General features: G+C 40.9%; 16 protein-coding genes. 7 read left to right on the top strand and 9 right to left on the bottom strand.

Translation table 11 applies throughout. The features are described from left to right. Positions 1-29: 29 nt before the first annotated feature. From ACNR9Q_RS07670 to ACNR9Q_RS07660, 3 genes are read right to left on the bottom strand one after another with little or no spacing between them, the layout of a single operon-like run. Positions 30-1,097 carry a mandelate racemase/muconate lactonizing enzyme family protein gene (locus ACNR9Q_RS07670; RefSeq protein WP_419214021.1) on the bottom strand — a complete coding sequence of 356 codons (1,068 nt, stop codon included), beginning with the start codon at positions 1,095-1,097 and terminating at the stop codon, positions 30-32. Next, positions 1,094-2,167 carry a DUF1611 domain-containing protein gene (locus ACNR9Q_RS07665; RefSeq protein WP_419214020.1) on the bottom strand — a complete coding sequence of 358 codons (1,074 nt, stop codon included), beginning with the start codon at positions 2,165-2,167 and terminating at the stop codon, positions 1,094-1,096. Before ACNR9Q_RS07665 ends, ACNR9Q_RS07670 begins: the two co-directional genes overlap by 4 nt. 8 nt (positions 2,168-2,175) lie before the next feature. Continuing rightward, the gene (locus ACNR9Q_RS07660) at positions 2,176-3,237 is read right to left on the bottom strand and encodes a pyridoxal-phosphate dependent enzyme (protein ID WP_419214019.1); all 1,062 of its coding nucleotides are present in this window, start codon (positions 3,235-3,237) and stop codon (positions 2,176-2,178) included. A 265-nt stretch (positions 3,238-3,502) separates the two neighbouring features. Between ACNR9Q_RS07660 and ACNR9Q_RS07655 the strand changes: the two genes are divergently transcribed. From ACNR9Q_RS07655 to ACNR9Q_RS07645, 3 genes are all read left to right on the top strand, one after another. After that, positions 3,503-4,408 carry a serine hydrolase gene (locus ACNR9Q_RS07655; protein ID WP_419214018.1) on the top strand — a complete coding sequence of 302 codons (906 nt, stop codon included), beginning with the start codon at positions 3,503-3,505 and terminating at the stop codon, positions 4,406-4,408. Positions 4,409-4,439: 31 nt separating this feature from the next. Continuing rightward, positions 4,440-7,256, top strand: a complete 2,817-nt coding sequence (locus ACNR9Q_RS07650) for an Npt1/Npt2 family nucleotide transporter (protein ID WP_419214017.1) — start codon at positions 4,440-4,442, stop codon at positions 7,254-7,256. A 109-nt stretch (positions 7,257-7,365) separates the two neighbouring features. Continuing rightward, a complete protein-coding gene (locus tag ACNR9Q_RS07645; protein WP_419214016.1) occupies positions 7,366-8,049 on the top strand; it encodes a hypothetical protein in 684 nt (227 codons plus the stop codon). A gap of 55 nt (positions 8,050-8,104) precedes the next feature. Here ACNR9Q_RS07645 and ACNR9Q_RS07640 read toward each other — a convergent pair whose 3' ends face one another. Next, entirely contained in the window at positions 8,105-10,732 is a 2,628-nt protein-coding gene (locus ACNR9Q_RS07640) for an MGH1-like glycoside hydrolase domain-containing protein (RefSeq protein ID WP_419214015.1), read from the bottom strand. Between the two features lie 461 nt (positions 10,733-11,193). On the opposite strand from ACNR9Q_RS07640, the gene ACNR9Q_RS07635 reads away from it, so the two are divergent. Next, a complete protein-coding gene (locus ACNR9Q_RS07635) occupies positions 11,194-12,168 on the top strand; it encodes a formylglycine-generating enzyme family protein (RefSeq protein ID WP_419214014.1) in 975 nt (324 codons plus the stop codon). Between the two features lie 24 nt (positions 12,169-12,192). Beyond that, positions 12,193-13,539, top strand: coding sequence for a Gfo/Idh/MocA family protein (locus ACNR9Q_RS07630; RefSeq protein ID WP_419214013.1), 1,347 nt, complete (start codon positions 12,193-12,195; stop codon positions 13,537-13,539). 115 nt (positions 13,540-13,654) lie between these two features. On the opposite strand, the gene ACNR9Q_RS07625 is transcribed toward ACNR9Q_RS07630, so the two are convergent. From ACNR9Q_RS07625 to ACNR9Q_RS07615, 3 genes are all read right to left on the bottom strand, one after another. Further along, the gene (locus ACNR9Q_RS07625) at positions 13,655-14,809 is read right to left on the bottom strand and encodes a DUF418 domain-containing protein (protein ID WP_419214012.1); all 1,155 of its coding nucleotides are present in this window, start codon (positions 14,807-14,809) and stop codon (positions 13,655-13,657) included. Positions 14,810-14,894: 85 nt separating this feature from the next. Next, a complete protein-coding gene (locus ACNR9Q_RS07620; protein ID WP_419214011.1) occupies positions 14,895-16,157 on the bottom strand; it encodes a serine hydrolase in 1,263 nt (420 codons plus the stop codon). Then, entirely contained in the window at positions 16,157-19,096 is a 2,940-nt protein-coding gene (locus ACNR9Q_RS07615) for a PEP/pyruvate-binding domain-containing protein (protein ID WP_419214010.1), read from the bottom strand. The genes ACNR9Q_RS07620 and ACNR9Q_RS07615 overlap by 1 nt, the downstream gene beginning before the upstream one ends. Before the next feature lie 249 nt (positions 19,097-19,345). Here ACNR9Q_RS07615 and ACNR9Q_RS07610 point away from each other — a divergent pair, with 249 nt between their 5' ends. Next, positions 19,346-19,654, top strand: coding sequence for a hypothetical protein (locus ACNR9Q_RS07610; RefSeq protein ID WP_419214009.1), 309 nt, complete (start codon positions 19,346-19,348; stop codon positions 19,652-19,654). A 125-nt stretch (positions 19,655-19,779) separates the two neighbouring features. Then, positions 19,780-20,529 (top strand): polyphosphate--glucose phosphotransferase, encoded by a 750-nt coding sequence (gene ppgK / locus ACNR9Q_RS07605; RefSeq protein WP_419214008.1) that lies wholly within the window; start codon positions 19,780-19,782, stop codon positions 20,527-20,529. Between the two features lie 93 nt (positions 20,530-20,622). Here the strand turns inward: ppgK and ACNR9Q_RS07600 are convergent, their stop codons facing one another. Both ACNR9Q_RS07600 and typA read right to left on the bottom strand, forming a co-directional pair. Continuing rightward, positions 20,623-21,411 carry an SDR family NAD(P)-dependent oxidoreductase gene (locus tag ACNR9Q_RS07600; RefSeq protein ID WP_419214007.1) on the bottom strand — a complete coding sequence of 263 codons (789 nt, stop codon included), beginning with the start codon at positions 21,409-21,411 and terminating at the stop codon, positions 20,623-20,625. A gap of 309 nt (positions 21,412-21,720) precedes the next feature. Beyond that, positions 21,721-23,520: a translational GTPase TypA gene (typA, locus tag ACNR9Q_RS07595; RefSeq protein ID WP_419214006.1), complete on the bottom strand. Its 1,800-nt coding sequence runs from the start codon at positions 23,518-23,520 to the stop codon at positions 21,721-21,723. Between the last annotated feature and the right edge of the window lie 78 nt (positions 23,521-23,598).

The following is a 23,598-nucleotide window of genomic DNA, read 5'->3' as shown; positions in this document are numbered from 1 at the left end:
ACAAATTAAGAGTTCATTAATTTAATACGTTAAAAATTGGAATCGGAAAAACCTAACCCATACTTTTCTGATGGATATAAAATTCCCTTTTCCAACCTAAAGATAGAATGAAACGGATCATCGATGATATCCAAATGTCCATCCAAATCTGCATACACAATATTGGGTCGCGATAAGGCAAAATGTAACCCCGCGGCAATACCTAAACCACATTCATCTATACAGCCTACCATGGCATCTAATTTCGCCGCTTTAGCGACCGAGTTGATGTGCATCCCTACCCAAATACCACCGACCTTTTGCAGTTTGATATTGACCATATCTACCCGCTCGTTCTGCGCTAAACGAAAGGCATCCGTCAATGTTTTTAAACTTTCGTCCGCCATAACGGGAATATTCACCAGACCCGTTACCTCCCCTAACCGCTCTTCGGATTCAATTCGGGTAGGTTGCTCGAATATTTCGATGCCTATGGCCGCGGTCGCCTTTACAAAAGCAACCGACTCTTTCACCGAATAGCCTTGGTTACCATCGAACCGTAACTCGATATTCGGATATTTTTCATGAATGGATTTCATTTTCGCAATATCCTCTTCAAGGTTTGCGCCTCCCTTAATTTTTAGAATCGTAAATCCCTTTTCAATAAACTCGTCCACAAATCTTAAGGTTTCTTCCAAGCCCATGATGCCAATGGTAATACTGGTAGCCATATGGGTACGGTATCCTCCTAGAAATTGATACAAAGGTACTTCTGCCTTTTTTGAAATAATATCGAACAAGGCCATATCTACCATGGCCAAAGCAGACGCTGCCTTGCCCAATAACCGCTTTAAATCGAATAACAGTAAGGCATAAGTGAACGGATCCTTACCTTTTAAAAAGGGGGTAATAATATCGGTGATTGCAGTGGCCACGTTGGTCGGCGTCTCACTGGTGACCACGGGATCAGGTGCAGCGCAGCCATACCCTACGATTTTTCCATCTGTCTCAATCTTTAAAATAAAATTGCTCGTGCGGTCTATCGTCTCATAAGCTATAGTGTAGGGTTCTGACAGTTTTAGGTCTAAACGCTCAAAAGAAATATGGGTTATTCTCATTTCAGTTTGGACATCAAAAGGGCTACTAAATCAGTTGCCCCATATTCCAACACATCGTAGGCGGGTAACTTCGTTTCTAAGGTAATAGCCTTACAGACATCCAAGATTTCATCTTTCTCCATACCTTCATGATTTACGGTAATCGCTATGACTTCCTTACCAGAAATAACCTGTATCGCTTTTATCTGTTCTTCCAAAGAATGCATTTTATACCCAGGAAAACCGTCATATTCCAGCCGTTTTGGCGCATGTTGCAGAATGACGAAATCAGGTCTTCCGGCCGCTAGAATCTCAAAACCTCCCGGATAGGCCGGATTCATTAAACTTCCCTGACCTTCGATAACAATGACATCTGGATCTTCGTTTTTCCAAGCACTTACAACGGCATGTTCTATTTCTCCAGACACAAAATCATTGATGCAACTATCCATCACCATACTGTATTTGGCACCTTGCATCCACCCGGTCTGTCCGGTACCTATCATTTCTGCCTTCTTACCGGCTTCACGAAATGCATGGACCAAAATCCAAGCAGTAGTACGTTTACCCAAAGCGGAATCGGTTCCCAGCACTGCTAATTTCAAACAATCTACTTTTTCAATAGCACCTGTAAAAAAGTGAAGCTGGTCGCGGTCGGGCGTTTTACGTATATCCCTGATTTTTACATTTTTTTCTTTTGCAATAGCGACCAATTCTGCATCGTTCGTCAAGAAATCGTGCAAACCACTATCCACATTCCACCCTTTTTGCAACGCGGTTTTAATTGTCCCTTTGGCCTCTTTGGGCAAACGACCTCCATCAGGTGCCAAGCCAACCACCAAATAACTGGGTAGATTTTTACTAGCTTCTAAAGCGGTAAAGGCTGTTTCGATATCCTTGAAAACAGGAATACCATTGGGTCTACCGTCCAAAATCTCCCCAGCATCTTGCCCTGCATATTTTTCATCTAGAACACCAACTACTTCATATCGCTCGGTAAAACGCACGAGACCATGCGCTGTTTTTCCGTTAGGGGTATTAAAAGCACCTTCACAATATACGAGTGCCTTACCGTCTATAACTTGTTTCATTCTTTTATTTAATTTTTTGCGGTGAGCACGGCCACAAAGCGATCCGGCTCAAAATTCATTTTTTCATCCAGTTCCAAAAGTCCGATCAAGCCTGCGGTAGAGGCAGGGAGAATACGGAAACCTTCTTTTTTATTTAATAAGGAAGTCATCTCCTTTAGTTTTTTATCACTGATATTAAAAGCTTCCCCTTCTGATTCTCTCAAAGCATACAAGGCCTCTTCTCCATCGAAACTATGCCAATTAATCAACGGTTCGTTATACTTGGTTTCTTTAATTGCTGCAGGATTCAAATCCTTACAATGCTCCAACCCTTGAAGAAAAGATTCAATAATAGGATTCTTATGGGAAGAAGACGCTGCAATCATTTTAGGAATTCTAGAAGTTTTTCCACGTTTATACAAATTCACGAAGCCCCGATAAATACCCGCAAACAAAGTTCCGTTAGAAACGGGCACTGCACAGTATTTTGGTGCATCGCCCAAATCCTCAAAAATCTCTTGGGCAATTTGGGCATAGGCAGAAATCTGCAAGGGCGTATTCGCTCCACCGGGGTTGGCATCATACCAATCATTTTCAATGGCCAGTCTAGAACTTTCGGTTACTACATCTTCATAACTACCGGGAATACGGATAATTTCTGCCTGCAGGGTTTCCATTTCGGCAATACGATCGGTGTGATAAGTCTCCGGAATGAATATTTTACAAGCAATACCGGCCAAATCTGCGGCCAAGGCCATCGCCACCCCATAATTGCCACAAGTAGCCAATGAAACAACATGATATTCCCTTCGCAAAGCATCATACAGTTGTGCAAACGCGATACGGTCTTTTTGGGTTCCGGTGGGGTTATCGCCTTCGTACTTAATGAAGAGTTGCCGCACATCGAATTCCCGCTCCAATGTTTTTGCTCTGCTTAGACCGGTATCCCCTACTTCCAAATTAATAATATCCTCAAAACACTCCAATCGATCCACCAACGATTTGGAAGTATCCTTAACCATATCGCTGAGTCTTCTAGCTTCTGCAGACACTTTATTCTCAGCTGTGTTGACACCGTCCTTAAGGTTCATAATGTAGGTTGTGTTCCAATTTTTAATATACGGCTATTTAATTAATTTTGATGTTTCCTTTAGACAACATTTTAGCTTAAAAAAGGGATACATAAGTACTGTTTTTTCTCAAACCATTTTAAATTTTAACACTGGCTTTTATACTAGAATCATTTAATCGGCGTCTTTATTGAAAACATCGATAAGAGGAATAACAAAAAAATTAACACGGAGCAAATCCGTCCATTATCTAATTTTGACTACATTCTAAAATAAGAAACAATTAATGAGGCAAAACCATTATATCCTACTTTTTTCTCTATTATTTTGGTGTGCCTTACATGCACAGGACGAGCTTCCCCTAAACATAGAAAATTCAAAAATAAAGCCGCTGCAAAAGCTTTTAGATAGCTCTTTACAAACCAACCTGAGAGATGAGCTAACTTCTCATGCCGATTGGAACGAGCTTATCATACAAAAAAAGATGTCCGTTGGCCTCGTAGACCTCAGTGACCCACAAAATGTTCGGTTTGCCCGAGTGAACGGCAACCATATGATGTATGCGGCCAGCCTTCCTAAAATAGCCATTTTATTAGCGGCCATGGATGCCATCGAAAAAGGAGCACTAAAAGAAACCTTAGAGGTAAAAAAGGACATGCGCTTAATGATCAGTAAGTCTGACAATGCCGCCTCTACTAGAATGATCGATCGTGTGGGCTATGAAAAAATAGAAGCGGTCATGACCGACCCTAAATATGCTTTCTATGATGAGACCAATGGCGGGGGACTTTGGGTGGGCAAACGCTACGGTAGCGGCGGGGATACCAATCGTGAACCGTTGAAAAATTTGAGCCATGCGGCTACGGCGACGCAGGTTTGCCGATATTACTATCTTTTGGCCAATGGTAAATTGGTGAACCAAAAAAGGTCTAAACAAATGTTGGATATTATGGAAGATCCAGAACTGCACCATAAGTTCGTAAACACCTTGGATCAAATAGCGCCAAAGGCCCGTTTATTTCGAAAATCTGGTTCATGGAAAACCTACCACTCCGATTCCATTCTGGTTTGGGGAAAGGACAGCAACAGAAGATACATCCTAGTTGCACTGATCGATGATGCCAATGGTGAACAAATTATAAGAGATTTAGTGAAACCCATTGAAAAGGTTCTAAAAAAGCCTGTACTTTAGGTGGTGGAAAGATGAAAATTTCCATTTCTTGATGGTAGAACAATTCATAAAAAAAATATTCGATGTACGTGAAGGCGAGTTTAAAGTATCTCTTTGGATGCTCGCCTATATCTTTTTGGTGATTGCGGTACTGTTGATCATCAAACCAACGGTCAATGCACTTTTCTTATCAGAATTGGGTATCGAGCAACTACCTTTTGCGTTCTTATTGGTCGCCATTACAGCCGTTACCACCTCTCATTTTTACGCTAAAGCGGTATCTAGATTTTCCTTGAAAAAGGTCATAGAAATTACTATAATAAGTTCAATCATCATCTTAATCGGATTAGGGATTTTACTTTCCCTGAATGTCGTAAGTGGTGTTGTGCTTTACTTTTTTTATATCTGGGTAGCCATTTACGCTGTTCTTTCCGCTTCTCAATTTTGGGTCTTGGCCAATTTGGTATTCAGCATTCGCGAAGCCAAAAGGTTGTTTGGATTTATCGGTTCTGGGGCCATTTTAGGTGGAATCATCGGGGGGTACCTCACTTCTATTCTTGCACCCTTGATCGGTAATCAAAACTTAATGTTCGTAGCTGCCCTACTCCTATTTTTTTGCATCCCTTTACTACGTAAAATTTGGCATATCCGTGTTCGGAAAAATGGGGCTTTCAAAAAGAATAAAAATCATTTGAACACCTCAGAACAACCGTTGAAACTTATTCTACAATCGAAACACCTTACCTACATCGCCTGTATCGTCGCCGTTAGCGTGGTAGTAGCAAAGTTAGTCGATTATCTGTTTAGCGATTTTGCTTCGTTGGCCATAACTGATGCCGATGAATTGACGGCTTTCTTTGCTTTTTGGTTTTCTACGTTCAACCTTCTATCTCTGGGAATCCAATTGTTCTTTACCCATAGGATTGTGGGTATTTGGGGCGTTGGATTTTCATTGTTATTACTTCCTATCGGTATTTTTGGCGGAAGTATTCTGTTTTTAGCGTTGCCGGCACTTTCTTCGGTAGTGGTCATTAAGGCCATGGATGGTATTCTTAAACAATCTATCCATAAAAGCGCATCTGAACTACTGACATTGCCTTTACCGTTCGATTTAAAAAACAAGACTAAATCTTTTATCGACGTGGTGGTGGACAGTCTTGCTACCGGTATTGCGGGTTGTCTTTTAATTTTTGTCGTTCGTGGGCTTGACCTATCCTCGTTCTACATCGGTATTTTGATTATTTTACTGGTATGTCTTTGGTTGTACTTCATTTACAAGGTACGTATCGAATACTACAAGACCTTCAAAACTAACTTGGAAATCTTGACCGATGCCCCTAAAAAAGCTAAAAAGATTGCGAGTACGCAAACTTCGGTCGTGGCAGGAATGCGAACCGTATTCAAAAAAGGAACGGAAGAGCAAATTCTTTTTATGCTGGATAAGTTGATGGAAATCAATGACAAGCGTTTTGCAGATGATGTAGAACTGCTACTGGAACACCCTTCGAACAAGGTTAAAAAATCGGCCCTACAGAATTTGTATTTTTTGAACGGCCAAACCATGACGGCAGAGGTTTCTGAGTTATTGAAAATCGATGATCGAGAATTGACCATAGCCACACTGTCCTATATTTTAAGCTTCGCCCATAAAGATAAATCTTTTGTATTCGATGTCTATCTCGAAGACCCGAATGAACGTATTGCCTTGGCAGCTTTGTTCTGTTTGGCACGAGCAGCTAAAAACAACTACTCTTTAAAACAGCGCTACTCTGTAAGAGAACGTATTGCCAACGCACTAGCGCAAATTAAAAACCATGAGGGAAACAAGACCTATTTACAAGCAATCATAAAGATTTTAGGCGAAGCCAACATCCCCGTTTTTCATACTGAATTGAACAGTTTTTTAAAGCATCCCGATGCAGAAATTGTAAAGACCACCATTGAGGCAATAGGCACTACCAATGACCTTTCCTTGATACAAGCTATTATTCCCCTGCTGGGACAAAAAGAATATAGACCATCTGTACTCTCCGCATTTAAAAATTACGGCCCAGAAGTTTTACCGATTTTACGAAAGAACATTCAGGAAAGACTGCAGCCGCTACCCGTTATCCGGTACATTCCCATGGCCATGCAATCCTTTTATTCAAAGGAAGCCGTCCATCAATTACTGTTGGTTTTGACCGATAAGGACCTTACAGTTCGTTTAGAGGTTGTGCGTGCCCTAAGTGCGATACGATCCACCCATCCGCAGATAATTTTCAATCGGTACAAAGTAGTTTCTGTCATCTTTGATGAATGTAAATTGTACCATGAAACTTTATCGGCCATGCATACTCAAATCATTATTTCTTACAGAAACAGGACCAAGTCTAGAAAAGAAATAGGAGATGCAGAGCGTGATGCACGCAGCAGTTTATTGGAACTATTGGAACGAAGATTAGATGCCGGATTGGAACGTATATTCAAATTATTGGGCCTTAGATACCAACAAAAAGATGTCGCCATCGCATACGAGGGTCTTTTGAGCCAAAAACAGGAAGCCCAACACAATGCTATAGAATTTCTGGATAACTTATTGACCGGAGAACTTAAACGAAAACTATTGCCGATCATTGAAGATTCAGCACTTGACGTTTCATCTGAAGAAGAGCTACAAAAAATAAAACATAAGATTCCTTCAGAACTGGAATGTTTTAAATTACTATTACATGGCAACGACCTCAAAATCAAGTTGGCGGTCTTGTATCTCATTACGCAACAAAAAGAACCGAGATATTTATCGGTAGTAGAGGCCTACATTGATGACCTGGATCCAAAAATCAAAAGTTTTGCCCTTGAGGCGCATAAAGCATTGACGAACGTCTAAAATAAAAACCTTATGTTAGGGCCTCTTCATAATAAGAAAATAACCTGTACCTTTTGTGAACACTTTAAAATCTAAGAAACTCGTTCTAATTTCCTAAACGAATACGCTAATGAACAAAAAATTTATAGTTAACCGTATCAATTTTAAAACCATATCGGCATTGCCCAATTTTTGGACAGAAGCTAAATACCTTGACTTACTTGAGCTTATGGATTATGAGAATGCAAAGACTTTAGATCCATCTGAAATTAAGGATATGTGCTTGATGTCACTTACTGATAATGAACCCGAAGATGCCGCAAAAATCGTACTCACGTATGTTTTTGGGTCTTCCTTCAACAAAGGACAGATCGATAACCTTTCCAATGAGATACTGAAGGAAAAATTATGGGAAGAATATGCGGACCTCTCCAAACACGAGGAATTTTTTGCGGTCCACCAATTGTTATATGATGCATTTGAAGGTACTTTTCCACACCCCGAAGCAGTGTCTTTTCAAGTGCGCATACAGGAAACCGCTAAGAATGGCCTATCGATTTTTAGTACGGAGCCAGAAGCTCCATTGGTACGTTTATTGGTAGGTGGCCTGCCCGACAATAACGTAATCCATAGACTTTTTGATAATAAAATCGAAGGAGATGCTTTTCCCGAAGCAAAGGATATTCTGTGGCAATTGAACATACAGAGAAATGATGCTGGTGAAATGTTGGCTACGGTTGCCTCTTCACTTTATTGGTTCAAAAATTTGAAATATGTAGATGGATTTGAAGCTGAAACCCATGCTGACGCATAAACCTCAAAAAATTATTCAGTCAACGCTTATAATTGGAACAGCCTCGTGAAACCGATCACGAGTTTTCATCCAGTTCCATGATCAAGTTGGCAATCAAGGCTGTCCATCCCGTTTGGTGAGATGCCCCTAGACCCTTTCCTGTATCACCATCAAAGAATTCATAAAAGAAGTGTTGATCCTTAAAGTGTTCATTCTTCGTAAATACTTTTTCGGCATCTTCAGCGTGATATTGATACTTCCCTTTCGCATTCGGCTCGAACAGTTTAATCAATCGTTTTGAAATTTCATTGGCAATTTCGTTCAGATTTAATTTCTTGCCAGACCCCGTAGGGAACTCATAGGTATATTGGTTTCCATAAAACGAATAATACTTTCGGAGGGATTGAATGATCATATAATTCAACGGCATCCAAATAGGTCCGCGCCAGTTGGAATTGCCCCCGAACATGTTCGATTGGCTTTCCCCAGATTCATATTGAATTTGATGGTGCCCATGGTGTTGAAATACAAAAGGATGTTTTTCATGGTACTTGGAAAGTGATCTGATACCATAAGCAGAAAGGAATTCATCTTCATCCAGTAAACGCTTCAGTAATTTTTCCAATCTAAAACCACGCATAATGGAGAACAAATAATTGCCCTCTTCATTGAACTCCTCAATATTTGAAATCAAGGAAGCTAAATCGGGACGGGTTCTAACAATGTCCGCAGCTCGTACCTTGAAATGCCAAAGCTCCTCAAAAAGATCTTTATGAATGATTTCAACAGCGAACATAGGAATGATCCCCACAAGAGACCGTACTTTCAAGCGGTCGGTAGTGCCATTTGACATTTCAACAACATCATAGTAAAAATTATCCTCGTCATCCCACAGAGAAATATCCTTTTGCCCAATATGGTGCATGGCCCATGCAATGTTCAAGAAATGCCTGAAAAATTTAGCTACGCTCTCTTCGTAGATATCGTTCACTTTTGCCAGTTCTAAGGACATGCGCAACATGTTCAAGGTGAACATGGCCATCCAACTCGTTGCATCGGCTTGTTGCATTCGGGTAATGCCGGGTGGCATGTGGTTCCGGTCAAAAACTCCGATATTGTCCAACCCTAAAAAGCCCCCTTCAAAAAGATTGGTTCCACTTTTATCCTTTTGGTTCACCCACCAGGTAAAATTGATCAATAACTTTTGAAAAGCCTTCTCCAAAAATTTAGTATCCCCTTTACCACTACGGGTCTTATCCTTTTCATACACGTTCCAAACAGCCCATGAATGTACGGGTGGATTAACATCACTAAAGTTCCACTCATAAGCGGGTATTTGTCCGTTAGGGTGCATATAGCTTTCACGTAATACCAACAACAATTGCTCTTTTGCAAAATAAGGGTCGATTTCAACAAAGGAGGCCATATGAAAAGCAAGGTCCCATGCCGCATACCATGGATATTCCCACTTATCGGGCATGGAAATGATGTGACGGTTGGTGAGATGTTGCCAATTAAAATTACGGGTATCGGTACGGTAGGGCTTAGATTCCCCTGGCCCTCCAAATAACCATTTAAAAACGTCGTAATAGTAAAATTGCTTGGTCCATAACAACCCAGAAAATGCTTTTCTAGCAATATCGCGCTGGGCTTGAGGTAATTCTTTTTTAAGGATATCTCCATAAAACTCCTCACACTCCATTATTCTTTTTTCGAAAATAGAATCGAAGTTAACCCATGGTTCAGATAGTTTTCCTTTACTCAAACGAACCTTTATCGTTTTTTCTTCGCCCGCTTTAACACGTAGTTTATGCCATACCGCAAATTTAGAACCCGTCTTTTTTGGGTTTATAGTATCAAGTCCATCTACTACATGGTCATTAATTCCATCCTTTACATACTCTACTTCGTTAGGTACATTGTAGATACGTTGATTATTGGTTTCGTTTTCACAGAACAGCTGCTCCCCATCTTCATGATAAAAATAATACCTTCCGTTTCGTGTGCTTCTGGATTGTACGGCCGTATTTGATATGGATTTCATCTGCGGACGTTCAAAACGCTTATTGTGTTTCCAGAAATTACGAAACCATAGGTGCGGCAACACATGGATGTCCGCAACCCTCGAACCACGATTCACCACGGTCACTTTCATAAGAATATCTCCTACATCCGCCTTGGCATATTCTATAAAACAGTCAAAATACGAATTCTTGGAAAACGCCTTAGTATCCAGTATCTCAAATTCAGAAGCATCCCTTCCCCTTTCCCGGTTCTTCTTAGTCAATTCTAAATAGGGAAATTTTTTCTGCGGATATTTATATAAATATTTTGCATAAGAATGGGTAGGTGTAGAAACTTGATGAAAATAAAGTTCCTTCACATCTTCACCATGGTTACCCTCATTATTGGTCAAACCGAACAAACGTTCCTTTAAAATGGGATCCTTTCCGTTCCAAAAAGCGGGTGCCAGACAAAGGATCTCTCTTGAATCACAAAAACCACCTATACCTTCTTCCCCCCATCTATATGCGTTACTTCGGGCTTTTTCATGATTGACAAAATCCCAAGCATGACCCTCAGGACTATAATCTTCCCTAACCGTTCCCCATTGCCTCTCGGCTAAATAAGGCCCCCATCTTTTCCAATTCTTATAATTATCCTCGGTGGCTAAGCGTTCTTCCTCGGCATTCTTATGGACCATAAAGTCTTTCTAAATTATATCTATTATTGTTACCCGAATTTTGCTCTGGAATTCAACATTCGAAAGCTATAAAAATCGAACAATTTATGCTATCATAACAGATTACCCATAAAAATACTACATGTTATAACAATTGATAGCTAAACGTCGCTTTCAAATGAGCACTATTACTTAATTACTATAATTAGATTCTTTAGATTATCAACTTAAAAAAAAATCATCATTTTTCTGATAAACTGGCATCTTACATCCTTATTAAAATTTTGGAAGTAACCAATTTTGTTTGATCTGTAAAACATTATCGCAACCAATAGCTGTATGTCCATTTTTCAAGAATACTCTATACCATTTTGAAAAATAAAGTGTACCTAGCCATACTTGATATGGTAAAAAAATGAGTTAAAGTAGCACTTGAAAAATCTTGTTTTTTTGCATATATTTAGAGCTAATTTTTATTTTTAATGGCACAGCCAAAACTTTTTTTCATTCTTATTTCGATTTTGTTCCTCAACCTATCTTTCTCACAAGAAGAAAATCTTGAAGACTTTACGCAAACCATTGGAGGTTCAAAATTGAACATAGAAATGGTCGCCATACCTTCTGGTAGTTTCAACATGGGAAGCCCGGCTTCCGAAGTAAAAAGAAATGAGGATGAAGGTCCGGTTCATACCGTAAAACTTAATTCCTTCTGGATTTCAAAGTACGAGATTACATGGGAACTGTACAACCTTTTCGTGAACCGAGCCATTGACACCATCGATACTGGCTCGTCCAATTCCGACTTGAACATTGAAGTCGATGCCGTAGCCGGTGCAACCATACCCTACGTCGATATGAGCTTGGGCATGGGAACCAGTGCAGGATTGCCGGTCGGGAATGTCACGCAGTACGCGGCGTCTCAATTTTGCAAGTGGCTTTCGGCCAAGACCGGGCATTTTTATCGATTGCCCACGGAGGCGGAATGGGAATATTGTGCCCGTGCAGGAACTTCTACTATTTATTCTTTTGGTGATGATCCTAAAGAACTAGAAGACTATGCCTGGTCGTATGAAAATAGCAACAATACCTATCATGAAGTTGGCCAAAAACGACCGAATCCTTGGGGACTGTATGATATGTACGGTAACGTAGCGGAATGGACTCTTGACCAGTATATTCCCGATCGCTATCAAACAAGAAAAGGGATTACTGAATCTCCGTTGGAGCTGGCCACTGAGACGTATCCACGTTCCGTACGGGGCGGTTCTTATTATGACGACGCAGAATTTCTAAGAAGTGCAGCCCGTTTGGGGTCAACTGAAAATTGGAAAATGCGTGATCCCCAATTTCCAAAAAGCAAATGGTGGAATACCGATGCCCCCTTCGTGGGTTTCCGTATCGTAAGGGACCCCAATGTGCCAAAAGAAAGTGAAATACATAACTATTGGGGCGAATAGCCCATAACATAAAAACAACCACTCATGAAAAGTTCTAAAAAGGAAACCCGTATCAACCCCAGTACATCAAGGAGGGGATTTTGTAGAAATACAGCACTTGTCAGTGCAGGAATGCTACTGCCGGGACTGGAGATGAGCGCCATGGCCAATGTTTTTAATGACAAGAAATTAAAATTGGCTGTCGTAGGTTGTGGTGGCCGCGGTACCGGCGCTGCTAACCAAGCCCTAAAAGCCGATGAAAACATAGAGTTAGTTGCCATGGCCGATGCTTTTGGGGATCAATTAGACAATAGCCTTGCTAACTTACAAAAGGAATTTGAGGGCACTAAAAAAGTGAACGTTAAGGATGCCCATAAATATGTGGGATTGGATGCCTTTAAAAAGGCCATCGATCAGGCCGATGTGGTGATTCTGGCAACACCGCCTGGTTTTAGACCGTACCATTTTGAATATGCTATAAATGCAGGAAAGCACGTGTTCATGGAAAAACCAGTAGCTACCGATGCCCCAGGGATCCGTAAAGTATTGGAAATGGCGAAAGTGGCCAAGGAAAAAAAATTGAACGTGGTCGTTGGCCTTCAACGTCATTATCAAAATAACTATTTAGCGATAGCCGATAAAATAAAACAAGGGGATGTTGGTAAAATAGTATCCGGACAAGTGTATTGGAACAGTGCCGGAGTTTGGGTACGACCTCGTCAAGAAGGTCAGTCAGAGCTCGAGTACCAGATGCGCAATTGGTATTACTTTAATTGGCTTTGCGGAGACCATATCTTGGAACAGCATATCCACAATATCGATATTGCCAACTGGTTCATTGGAGAATATCCGATTTCCGCCCAGGGAATGGGTGGCAGATTGGTCCGTACGGGAAAGGACCACGGGGAGATTTTCGACCATCATTTCGTGGAATTCACATATCCAAGCGGGGCGGTCATCGCAAGTCAATGCCGTCACCAACCGGGCACCTGGTCCAAGGTGGGAGAGAATTTTCAGGGAACCAAGGGAAGTATTGAAATGAACGACGCTGGCGCCGCGAGTATTGTTGGATTGGACGGTGAAAAAATGTTCGATTACCGCAACCGTAACGACCCTAACCCCTACCAAGTGGAGCATGACCGGTTATTCGCATCCATCCGGAACAATGAAGTCATTAGCGATGCCGAGAATGGGGCCAAAAGTACCATGACCGCGATTATGGGACGTATGGCGACCTATTCGGGTAAAGTGATTACATGGGAAGATGCCTTAGCCTCGAAAAAGGTGTTAATGCCAAGTGAGCTCACTTGGGATTCGACGCCCCCAAGCCTACCGGGACCGGATGGTCTATACCCCATACCTACACCAGGAGTGACCGAAGTTTTGAGTTAGGAAATCATCAATTAAAGAAATTCAAAAAGGGTATTTTAAACCGATAAGGCTTTAAATACCCTTCATTTTTTTTATGGTCCTTCGTGTTTCAAAACCTTAGGATTAGGGTACGAATCTATTTTTTTATCGGGAAAAGTTCGTTGTAAGTAAGGCACCTCCAAATCCATTCCAGTGGTCCAAATTGAAAATAGGTCAGCCAAACCTTACTTACAAACACCTGACCTATATACACCAGAATGGCAGTAAGTAAAGTTTCAGATGGACTTAAAGTTTCATAAAGTCTAAAGCCTATGGAACTGAACAGAATCAACCCGATAACGCTTTGTAGTATATAATTGGTGAGGGCCATTCGTCCCACATATTTCAGTGGTGACAATATGACTTTGAACTTGGTCCCATACCAAAGCCATCCAATAGCCCACAAATAGAACAATCCCATAAAAATATCGGAAAGTACCATTACTTTTATCAAGATGGGGCGATAGACTCCATCGGCATAGAAATCAAAACCAGGAAACACGAATAAAAATAATAGTCGGTACACATTTGTTATAATCGCTGCAATTAGCATTGGCTTTTTAATGTTTTGAAGGTAGTCCTCCAACGAAGCATATACTTTTTTCTTCCCGAGATATAGCCCGAGTAAGAACATAGAAATGGCGACAGGAGCTAAAAAACCGAATAGCATAGGCATGTTGGATAGATACTCCAACCCTCTTAATTTCATGCCTTCAAAATAACTACCGTTCCTAATGATTTCATTCACCATATTTCCAGTATACTGACTTAAATACAGCTCTGGTTGAATATGAATTTGATGGAATAGAAATTCTAAAATTTGATCATAAAAGGGAAAAAACAGAAAAATTACCGAAAGTATCAAGATCAATTTGTTCGATCTCTTCAGCATTAACGTTGTAAATAGTCCCAGTACAGCGTAGAGATTCAGCACATCTCCAGACCAGAGCAAAACAATATGCAAAAGGCCGAACATAAAAAGAAAGAGCATTCTCCGGACAAAGAATGAAAATGAAAGAATACCCTTTTCGTGCAATCTTAAAGCTTGAAGGGCAATACCTAAACCGAAAATCAATGAGAAAATGGGAAAGAATTTGGTATAAAAAAAGAGTTGTAAGATTCTCTCAGAAATTTGATCCAAATTAGAAGTCCACTGTTTTGCGAACGCATCTTGATTTAGAAAGGTGGAATTCATGATTACAATATTCACCACAAAAATTCCGAGAACCGCGAATCCTCGAAATACATCCAACAAATCGATTCTTTTTTTAGCCTTGAGGGGTTGTTCGTCCAATATAAATTTCCCTATCGTGAATTATACTTATTTAAAATTAAACCTAACCTTTTCGAATCAACTTATCGATATTCCCCGCCAGATACATATGGTCACTGGCCGAATTTTTACGCAGGACATTGGTCATTAGCACTACCATGTAGCGGCAATTGTCTGGATGCTCCACAATGATGACGGAATTCATGAAATTGGTCACGTTCCCCATGTATTTTCCGCAGGCCTCTCCTTTGGAGCGGTCACATTTATATAAAGAACCTGATTTGAAATATACCGCAGCCTCTTTTAAGGCGGGAGATTGGGCGTACCGGATCCTACGGTCTGTCATGTACATCAATCGTTTCATTTCAAAACTTGAGGCTTCATCCACCACGTTTCCTTGTTCCAACTGTACCAAAAACTTCATGAGACCCTGTGGGGATCCTATACTACCCCCTTTGTCTCCCACATAGGTATTTGCCCCTCTGGTAAAGAAACTTCCCAAACGCCATTCATCGGCAGTAATTCCCAAATCACGCAAGGGTAAATTGACCACGTCGTTACCTAAATCGGTCAGTTCCTTTTTTGGGGTTTCCTTAAAATAAGTATCCGCCTCCTCTTGTGTCAATTCCGGATATTTCTCCCCAAACGCGGCCATTAACAATACCTCGCGCCAAACGATACTTGCCGCCCCGTTATTACTGACGGATAACATGTGGTCTGCCCATTCATAGAGCGTAAAAACATCGCTCGCAACTACCTGACGTTTGACCAAGGTGTTCTTTTCAATATTGTAAATAGGAATGGTATGCTCATCGGTCAAGCCCCAAACGCCTGCTTTTACGGATTTTGAGCGCAGTAATTCCGTGCGTCTTTCAAAAGAATCCGGATAGATTCTAGCCAACTGGGTGAACAATCCGGTGAGCACCGCCAATTTACCCACGCTGCCCGGTTGATATCCCGCTGTTTCATTTCGTTCCGCATAACGTACATTTTCAGGATCGGAGATATCTAAGACCGTTAAGGAATAGCTTTTATCCAAACCGCGGAACAGCGCATTGATTTCCTTTTGAAAGGCCTCGTCTACCTGCATCAAGGCCATAGCGCTATCCGCTTGTCTGGACACTAGGTTCAGTTCGATTTCACTGTAGGATTTCAAAGCACCGGGAGGTAATGCCGCCGCATCCTTGATTTCCCCGTTTTTAATCCGTTCCAATCGCTTCAAGCGTTTGATACCGGTATGTTCGTAACCATCAATTGGATAATAGGTATAGGTGGTAAAAGCCGAAGCCGTCACCACTACCACTACTAAAAGGATCAATTTCTTCATTATAATGCTGTGCTTAACGGAATTTGCTTTTCCGTATTCATTTTTGGGGTAATCGACTCTAAATAATCCGAGCTTACCGCTTTTTTATTTTCCACAAAAGGCCTGATTTGGAATAGCCAAAGTTTATTGTCCTTAAAACCAAGCTCCACGTCGTAGGCTCCTTCGTAATCAGAATTGGTGGCTTTGGGCAAGGTTTCCCGTATGGTTTTCGCCAACCCCCTGATTTCTTCCATATTTCCATCGTTGACCACCCGTTCTTGAAACGTGGTCGCTTTTTTGCCAGTACCTCCCGTAGCCGGTAAGCTGTTGTACATGGGCTCACGGGCCGGAGCCAACAAACGATAGCCTCCCCCGTCATACAAGGTGTAAGTTTCGGCAGATTGGCCATCTACGGCACCCCCTGCGCCCCTGCTGAAAGCGATGGTCAAATCCACATCATTACCGGAATTGATTCCTTTGGTGATCAAAACTCCAGAGTAATCGACATCTACACTTGGAATTACGAGAATGGATGGGAACACGTTCTCTGGATTCAGCAAATATTTCTGTCTCCACTTAAAACTACGTTCGGTATACGGCGATGCCCAAACATCTTTAATACCGGTTAGAATTTTTTCCTTGTCCAACACGTTGAACAGGGTCAAATTCAATCCCGCTCCGGTAAATTCCTTTAGGTCTTCCATATTGGTGTCACTTCTTAGGAATACGGGAATGCTTCCCAAAGACTCCCCAAGAACGTCCTTGAATTTTGTTTCCAGCTGATCCAAGAACTCAGGTTTCAGGTCCATTTCCTTAATCGCGGCCCGTAAGGTCTGTAATTGAAGTAGTTGGAAATGCTCCACTTCGGGTTCTGGAATATTTTCGCCCCGCATGCGTTCAGCCTCGGCGAACATGGTATTTAAATAACTCCAATAGGATTGATTTTGACCAGGCATCTTTTGATCCATATGATCTCTAAAAATCCCGAAAGGAATGACCAAACCTTCCACAACCTGCTCCGGAAACATCTTTTTCAATTGCCCCAGGTTGGCAGCTTTGGGTCCGCATAAGGCTCCGGAATCACTTGCGTCCACATCTCGCATGTTTAACACCTCCGTATTGGCCAATTGTATTTTTTCAATGGGTACTTCAATCTTATCGGTATTTCGTTCCTTTTTTACGAATAGGCTACGCTCCTGCTCCGTCATCTCTGCTTCGGGTTTAAGGATTACGTTGCCTTTATTCGACACGGCATAAAAAACACGTTCACCATCGAACTTTTTCAAATGCTGTAGGTTTTCATCGGATAAGGCCGCATTGGGAATCCCTAGATTCCTGGCCAAGAGCTGCACATGGGAGACCAAGTTTCCTTCGGCCACCGTGGCAATTCCCCCTACCGGTTTTAAATCGGATGGGGAGCGCTGAAAGATGTATATTTTATCGGGCGAAACTTCAATATCTTCGGATGACCCATCGACCACAACCAATTCCCCAAAAGCATAACCGGGATTCAAACCCCTAAATCCGCTTTGATTGGGAAGGTCCATTACTTTGTTGGTCAGTGCGGATTCTTTCGCTATAAAATCTCCCAGTTCACCTACACTTTTACCCAAGTGCAGGGCAATGGAACCCCGGATGCGATCATCGATAAACCCATAAGCCTTAGGCTCAAAGGTAGTGTAGGTATTCACGACTTCCTGATAATTGGCCTTTACCATGGCAGCGCTCCATTCTACCGCAGATCGGGCCGTTTCCAAAATTTGCGTGAGTTGGGCCAAACTAAGTTCCTGCTCTTGTGATTTACTCAGGGTACTTGTAATCTGGTCCCACTCCCATTCTTCCAAATAACCAGCACCCACTGATGCGGTCGTAAGGGCACATATCTTCTCCAACTGCTCCCCTACCGTTTTTGGCTCCCAATTGGGTGCATTTTGAAAAACCAGTTCTTCCAATTTCAAAGAAATGTCCAATAATTGCAAGCGTGCCATGGGCCTTTTCTCTTCCAGTACATGTTCTCGTATCTCTAAAAGAAGATTGCTGGTTTCGCTTACCAACCATTGGGGCTCTTGACCAGCGGATTGGGCAGTCCCAAAAGCCTGTAATCTATCTCCCAAATCCGTTCCTTGGATCAATTTGGATCTGTTCACCAATACCTGAACATCTACCGGCTTAAAAAAAGTCTGCATGGTTTTGACCAGGGCATCCAGTTTTTTGGTCAAATCCGTGGTTAGCTGTTTTTGATTTTTATTCTTAAAATCGACCACTTTCTGAATATCCGATTTTTCTGGCTGACTGTGGATCTTGGTTCGCAAGTCCATAAACGGAAGGTACAAATCGGAAATGACCTTAGATTCGCTCCGCATCAATTGGGCAACGTTGTCATCACCATTATGGGGGATATCCTTCAAGGACTGGCGGATTAAAAAATAATTAGCTTCAAGCACCTCATCCTTGGCTAAAAGCCATTTGTAGAAAGCGATACCCCATGCCTCCTCATCCTCCACCTGTACAGAACCCCTATAGAATTGTCCTTTTTGATTGATCCAACCGTTATCTACCGAACGCAAGTACTTGTCCAATTGATATTGTTTTAATCGGGAATGATTGTTGGCAGCATCCCAAAACTCATCGATATCCGTATAAGCCAAAATTTGACCTAAGTAAATATTGTTACTCTTGCCTAGCGCTACCACCTCCTCTTTATAGCGGGCATGCTGAAAACCAGGGCCAATATTTTCAGGACATGGATCTTTGGGCTGCCGTAGACTACCGTCAGTACAGAACCAGCGGATATCCCTATAAGGGCCGCGGATATCGTTCTTATATTTGAGAACCAAACTTTCAACCTCGCCCGTAGATACTTGATTTTGGGAATAGGCAGAATCAATTCCTATAATAAAAAATATAATCAGCAGTAGGTGGGATAGGAAGTTTTCTTTTCGTTCTTTCAATCGATTCATATTGTTTAATAGTACCAAAGGTAGCATCAAATCTTACCATAATCGAATAGAATTACAAAATATTTTAAACCTAAAAATCGAAATTATCATCCTGTATGACAGCTTTTTAAAGGCCAGAAAAGAATCTATACTAAATTGCCACTAATAATCGTTATTACATTATTTAGACTTCATTTGTAATAAAATTTCAAGCCTCGCTTTGGTTTGAAAACAGAAGAAAAATCAATAACATAACTTAATCATTTAAAAATGAAATTAATCTTTACAGTGCTTTTTGTCACCCTTACCGCGATAGGCAATCTACTGGTTCAAGAAACCGAAAAAACGAACGGAACATATGTTGGTCACGAAGATGGCATCTATGTTTTTATGGACGGCGATGGTTATAAATCAGAGTTCAGTCATGTTACTGAAGAGGTCATGAAACAGTTCGATTTAAACAGCCAAGATTATATTGGAAAACAATTTATCATAACCTTTACCGTAGATACTGAATTGGATGAAAATGAAGAAGAAATCGAAGTAAGTACAATTGTAGGACTTCTGATGCCACAATAGCAAAAAAGAACCCTCAATTCTTTTTTCTAAACACATGTACTACCTAACGGAAAACATTAGCTCTTGAATTCACACTTCTAAGAGCCAATTCTTTTTCGTTTCTTTGTACATCCTAAGAAAATAATATGACTTTACTTGGTATTGATGTTGGTGGCTCAGGAATTAAAGGAGCTTTGGTGGATTCAGAAACGGGGGAAATGATTTCAGAACGTTTTCGGATCCCCACCCCGATACCCAGAACACCCGAAGCCATGACCGACGTAATCGCAGAAGTCGTTGCTCATTTCGATTACAAAGGTAAAGTTGGTTGTGGTTTCCCAACGATTATAAAAAAAGGAATATGCAAAGCCACCGGAAATTTAGACCCAACTTGGTTAGGAGTTAATGTCGAAGAACTATTGGAGAAAAAAACCGGTCTTGATTTTACAGTTATCAATGATGCCGATGCGGCGGGTTATGCTACTATGAATTATGGTATTGGCAGAGGTGAACAAGGATTGGTCATTATGATTACCATTGGAACCGGATTGGGAAGTGGGGCTTTTTTGGATGGAAAATTGATTCCTAACTTCGAACTGGGGCAAATTCCGTATAAAAAGTATAGCAAAATTGAATCTTGGGCAGCAGGATCGGCAAAAGACAATGAAGGGCTTTCCTATAAGAAATGGGGTAAGCGTTTCAATAAGTTCTTACAGTATGTAGAGCTGATCGTTTCACCCGATTTAATTATTTTGGGCGGGGGAGCGTCCAAAGATTTTGATGAGTTCAAAGATCAAATAAAAATTGGTACCAAAGTTATCCCTGCAGAACTACAAAACCATGCTGGCATCATAGGCGCTGCCATTGCCTCTCAACACAAAGCACCAAAGGTATAGTTTATTGAGTAGTATAAAATTTAAAAAGGCTTTCCGATTTAGTTCGAAAAGCCCTTTTTTTTTAATATTGGCTCTTTAAATCCTTTAGGTAAATTATATCGCCTTATGATTCATACTCGATTGCTTTCGATCCTCATAATTCTCTGCAACTTTCTTATCGAATTCCTCTGGCGACTCAAAGTTCATAACATTTTCTTTGATACGTTCCTCACCACCAAAAATCACCTGCAATTCTTTATTCATTAGCCCTTCAAGAGAGCGCTTAGCTACATATTCAGGAGAATCCATTTCCCTTCCTTTGAATTTTTGCATCATATCGGTATCTGTAGCGGTAGGAAATGAACAGGTAACAGCAATATTGAAAGGTGCAAGTTCACGTCGCATAGAATCGGAAAATTGTCGTACGGCTGCTTTTGTACTTCCATAGACCGCATAAAATGGCATCCCTAAGAGGCCCAAACCAGAAGATATATTTAAAATACCTGCTTCTTCGGATGATTTTAAAAGCGGAATACAGTATTTGGTCAGTAATAAAACAGCCGTAAGGTTTACAGCTACTTGATCATATAAATCTTCATCTTGTAGATCTTCTAGGGGGCCAGCGGAAACAATACCAGCATTATTGATCAATAGATCAAGATGACCCCATTTATCCTCTATGCGTGCAGCAGCTTCTCGTAAAACTTCAATATCGGCCACATCACCAGCAATTCTTAAAAACTTGACTCCTTCAAATTCCAAAGAAAGCTCCTTTAATTTCTTTTTGTCACGGGCTATCACGGCGATGTTACTTACACCCCCTTTCACCAGTTCTTGTATCATACATTTACCTATACCTCGTGTGCCACCGGTAATGAGCACATTCTTTCCTTCTAGTTGCATAATTGTTTGAGTAGCGTTTAGTTAATATTCTACTTTAAATTAGCTAAAATTCATTTGCCAAGGCAAGAAAAAAAGAGTTAAGGTAAATTATTGAGAAAGTAGAAATTTGACCGTATAAATTTTAAGAATTTGTTGATCAAATCAAATTTATCAAGTAGACAATAAACTGGAAATGAGTCGTTAAATACCAAGTTTAATTTATTTAAAGCACAAAAGGCAATAGAATTACATTTATTGAAGTCTTACTAACCTAACTAATGTTCGAGCATAAAAAAGCCCCGTTGAACGGGGCTTGAAATTAGTTTTTACCTATGCTATTTTATTTCGCTTACGTTCATTTTCCGTAAGGTATATTTTACGAAGTCGTAAGTGCTTAGGCGTAACCTCAACATATTCGTCTTTTTGAATATATTCTAAAGCTTCCTCTAAAGAAAACTTAATGGCAGGTACAATTTTCGCCTTATCGTCAGCTCCAGAAGAACGTACGTTCGATAACTTTTTGGTTTTGGTAATGTTCACCGTCATATCGTCTCCACGAGAGTTTTCACCGATTACCTGACCTTCATAAATATCTTCACCTGGATCTACAAAGAACTTACCGCGATCTTGTAATTTATCAATTGAATAAGGAATCGCTTTTCCTCTTTCCATAGAAACTAGCGAACCGTTTTGACGTTGTGGAATATCGCCTTTCATGGGTTGGTACTCCAAGAATCTGTGCGCCATTATAGCTTCACCTGCCGTAGCCGTCAACAATTGGTTACGAAGTCCGATAATTCCACGTGATGGAATCTCGAACTCACATAACATACGATCACCTTTTGCTTCCATTTTGGTCATCTCACCTTTACGGATAGAAACCATTTCAACCGCCCTACCCGAAACTTCATCTGGTAGATCTATGGTCAAATGTTCGATGGGCTCACATTTAACCCCGTCGATTTCTTTGATGATTACCTGTGGTTGCCCAATCTGCAATTCGTAACCTTCACGTCTCATGGTTTCGATTAAAACAGATAGGTGCAAGACCCCACGGCCGAAAACCAAGAATTTATCAGCACTGTCGGTTTCATTTACGCGAAGGGCCAAGTTTTTTTCCAATTCCTTTGCTAAACGATCTTTAATATGTCTAGAAGTCACGAATTTACCATCCTGTCCGAAGAAGGGACTATCATTGATAGTAAACAACATACTCATGGTCGGTTCATCGATTGCGATAGTCTTTAATGCTTCTGGATTTTCCAAATCGGCAACGGTATCACCGATTTCAAATCCTTCAACACCTACTAACGCACAGATATCGCCTGCCTCAACTTCCTCTACTTTTTTACGGCCAAGGCCTTCAAAAACGTAAAGTTCCTTTATTTTAGATTTTACGATGCTTCCATCACGTTTTACCAAAGAAATCTGTTGACCTTCTTTTAGAGTTCCTCGTTGCAATCTACCTATTGCAATTCTACCGGTAAATGAAGAGAAGTCTAAAGAAGTGATCAACATTTGCGTGTTCCCTTCTTTTGGTTCAAAAGTAGGTACGTGCTCGATAACCATGTCTAAAAGTGGCTCAATGTTGTCAGTTTCGTTTCTCCAGTCATCGCTCATCCAATTGTTCTTCGCAGAACCGTAGACGGTAGGGAAATCCAATTGCCACTCTTCAGCACCCAGTTCGTACATTAGGTCGAACACTTTTTCATGTACTTCTTCTGGGGTACAATTTTCCTTATCCACTTTATTGATGACCACGCAAGGCTTCAAACCTAAATCGATCGCTTTTTGTAAAACGAAACGGGTCTGTGGCATAGGGCCTTCAAAAGCATCTACCAACAACAATACCCCATCTGCCATGTTCAATACACGCTCTACTTCACCACCAAAATCGGCGTGACCGGGAGTATCGATTATATTGATTTTCGTACCCTTAAATATGACCGAAACGTTTTTAGAAGTAATGGTGATACCACGTTCCCGTTCCAAATCATTATTATCCAATATTAAATCTCCCGTGTTCTCGTTCTCACGGAACAAGCTACAGTAGTACATGATTTTATCTACCAAGGTGGTCTTACCGTGGTCAACGTGTGCGATAATCGCGATATTTTTAGTATTGGACATAAGGTCTATTTTAAGCGTGCAAAGATACTTCAAAATTCAATAGATACAATTAAACTTATGTTATTTTTATCTTATTGA

Origin of the sequence: Maribacter sp. X9 (assembly GCF_048537565.1) — a bacterium.
Classification (GTDB): Bacteria; Bacteroidota; Bacteroidia; order Flavobacteriales; family Flavobacteriaceae; genus Maribacter.
Note: the sequence above shows the minus strand (reverse complement) of the source record. Positions and strands in the feature narration are given on the sequence as shown.

Excerpts from the sequence above, each read along its gene's own strand:
- ACNR9Q_RS07670 (WP_419214021.1), bottom strand. The coding sequence starts at position 1,097 with ATGAGAATAACCCATATTTCTTTTGAGCGTTTAGACCTAAAACTGTCA.
- ACNR9Q_RS07665 (WP_419214020.1), bottom strand. The coding sequence starts at position 2,167 with ATGAAACAAGTTATAGACGGTAAGGCACTCGTATATTGTGAAGGTGCT.
- ACNR9Q_RS07660 (WP_419214019.1), bottom strand. The coding sequence starts at position 3,237 with ATGAACCTTAAGGACGGTGTCAACACAGCTGAGAATAAAGTGTCTGCA.
- ACNR9Q_RS07655 (WP_419214018.1), top strand. The coding sequence starts at position 3,503 with ATGAGGCAAAACCATTATATCCTACTTTTTTCTCTATTATTTTGGTGT.
- ACNR9Q_RS07650 (WP_419214017.1), top strand. The coding sequence starts at position 4,440 with ATGGTAGAACAATTCATAAAAAAAATATTCGATGTACGTGAAGGCGAG.
- ACNR9Q_RS07645 (WP_419214016.1), top strand. The coding sequence starts at position 7,366 with ATGAACAAAAAATTTATAGTTAACCGTATCAATTTTAAAACCATATCG.
- ACNR9Q_RS07640 (WP_419214015.1), bottom strand. The coding sequence starts at position 10,732 with ATGGTCCATAAGAATGCCGAGGAAGAACGCTTAGCCACCGAGGATAAT.
- ACNR9Q_RS07635 (WP_419214014.1), top strand. The coding sequence starts at position 11,194 with ATGGCACAGCCAAAACTTTTTTTCATTCTTATTTCGATTTTGTTCCTC.
- ACNR9Q_RS07630 (WP_419214013.1), top strand. The coding sequence starts at position 12,193 with ATGAAAAGTTCTAAAAAGGAAACCCGTATCAACCCCAGTACATCAAGG.
- ACNR9Q_RS07620 (WP_419214011.1), bottom strand. The coding sequence starts at position 16,157 with ATGAAGAAATTGATCCTTTTAGTAGTGGTAGTGGTGACGGCTTCGGCT.
- ACNR9Q_RS07615 (WP_419214010.1), bottom strand. The coding sequence starts at position 19,096 with ATGAATCGATTGAAAGAACGAAAAGAAAACTTCCTATCCCACCTACTG.
- ACNR9Q_RS07610 (WP_419214009.1), top strand. The coding sequence starts at position 19,346 with ATGAAATTAATCTTTACAGTGCTTTTTGTCACCCTTACCGCGATAGGC.
- ppgK (WP_419214008.1), top strand. The coding sequence starts at position 19,780 with ATGACTTTACTTGGTATTGATGTTGGTGGCTCAGGAATTAAAGGAGCT.
- ACNR9Q_RS07600 (WP_419214007.1), bottom strand. The coding sequence starts at position 21,411 with ATGCAACTAGAAGGAAAGAATGTGCTCATTACCGGTGGCACACGAGGT.
- typA (WP_419214006.1), bottom strand. The coding sequence starts at position 23,520 with ATGTCCAATACTAAAAATATCGCGATTATCGCACACGTTGACCACGGT.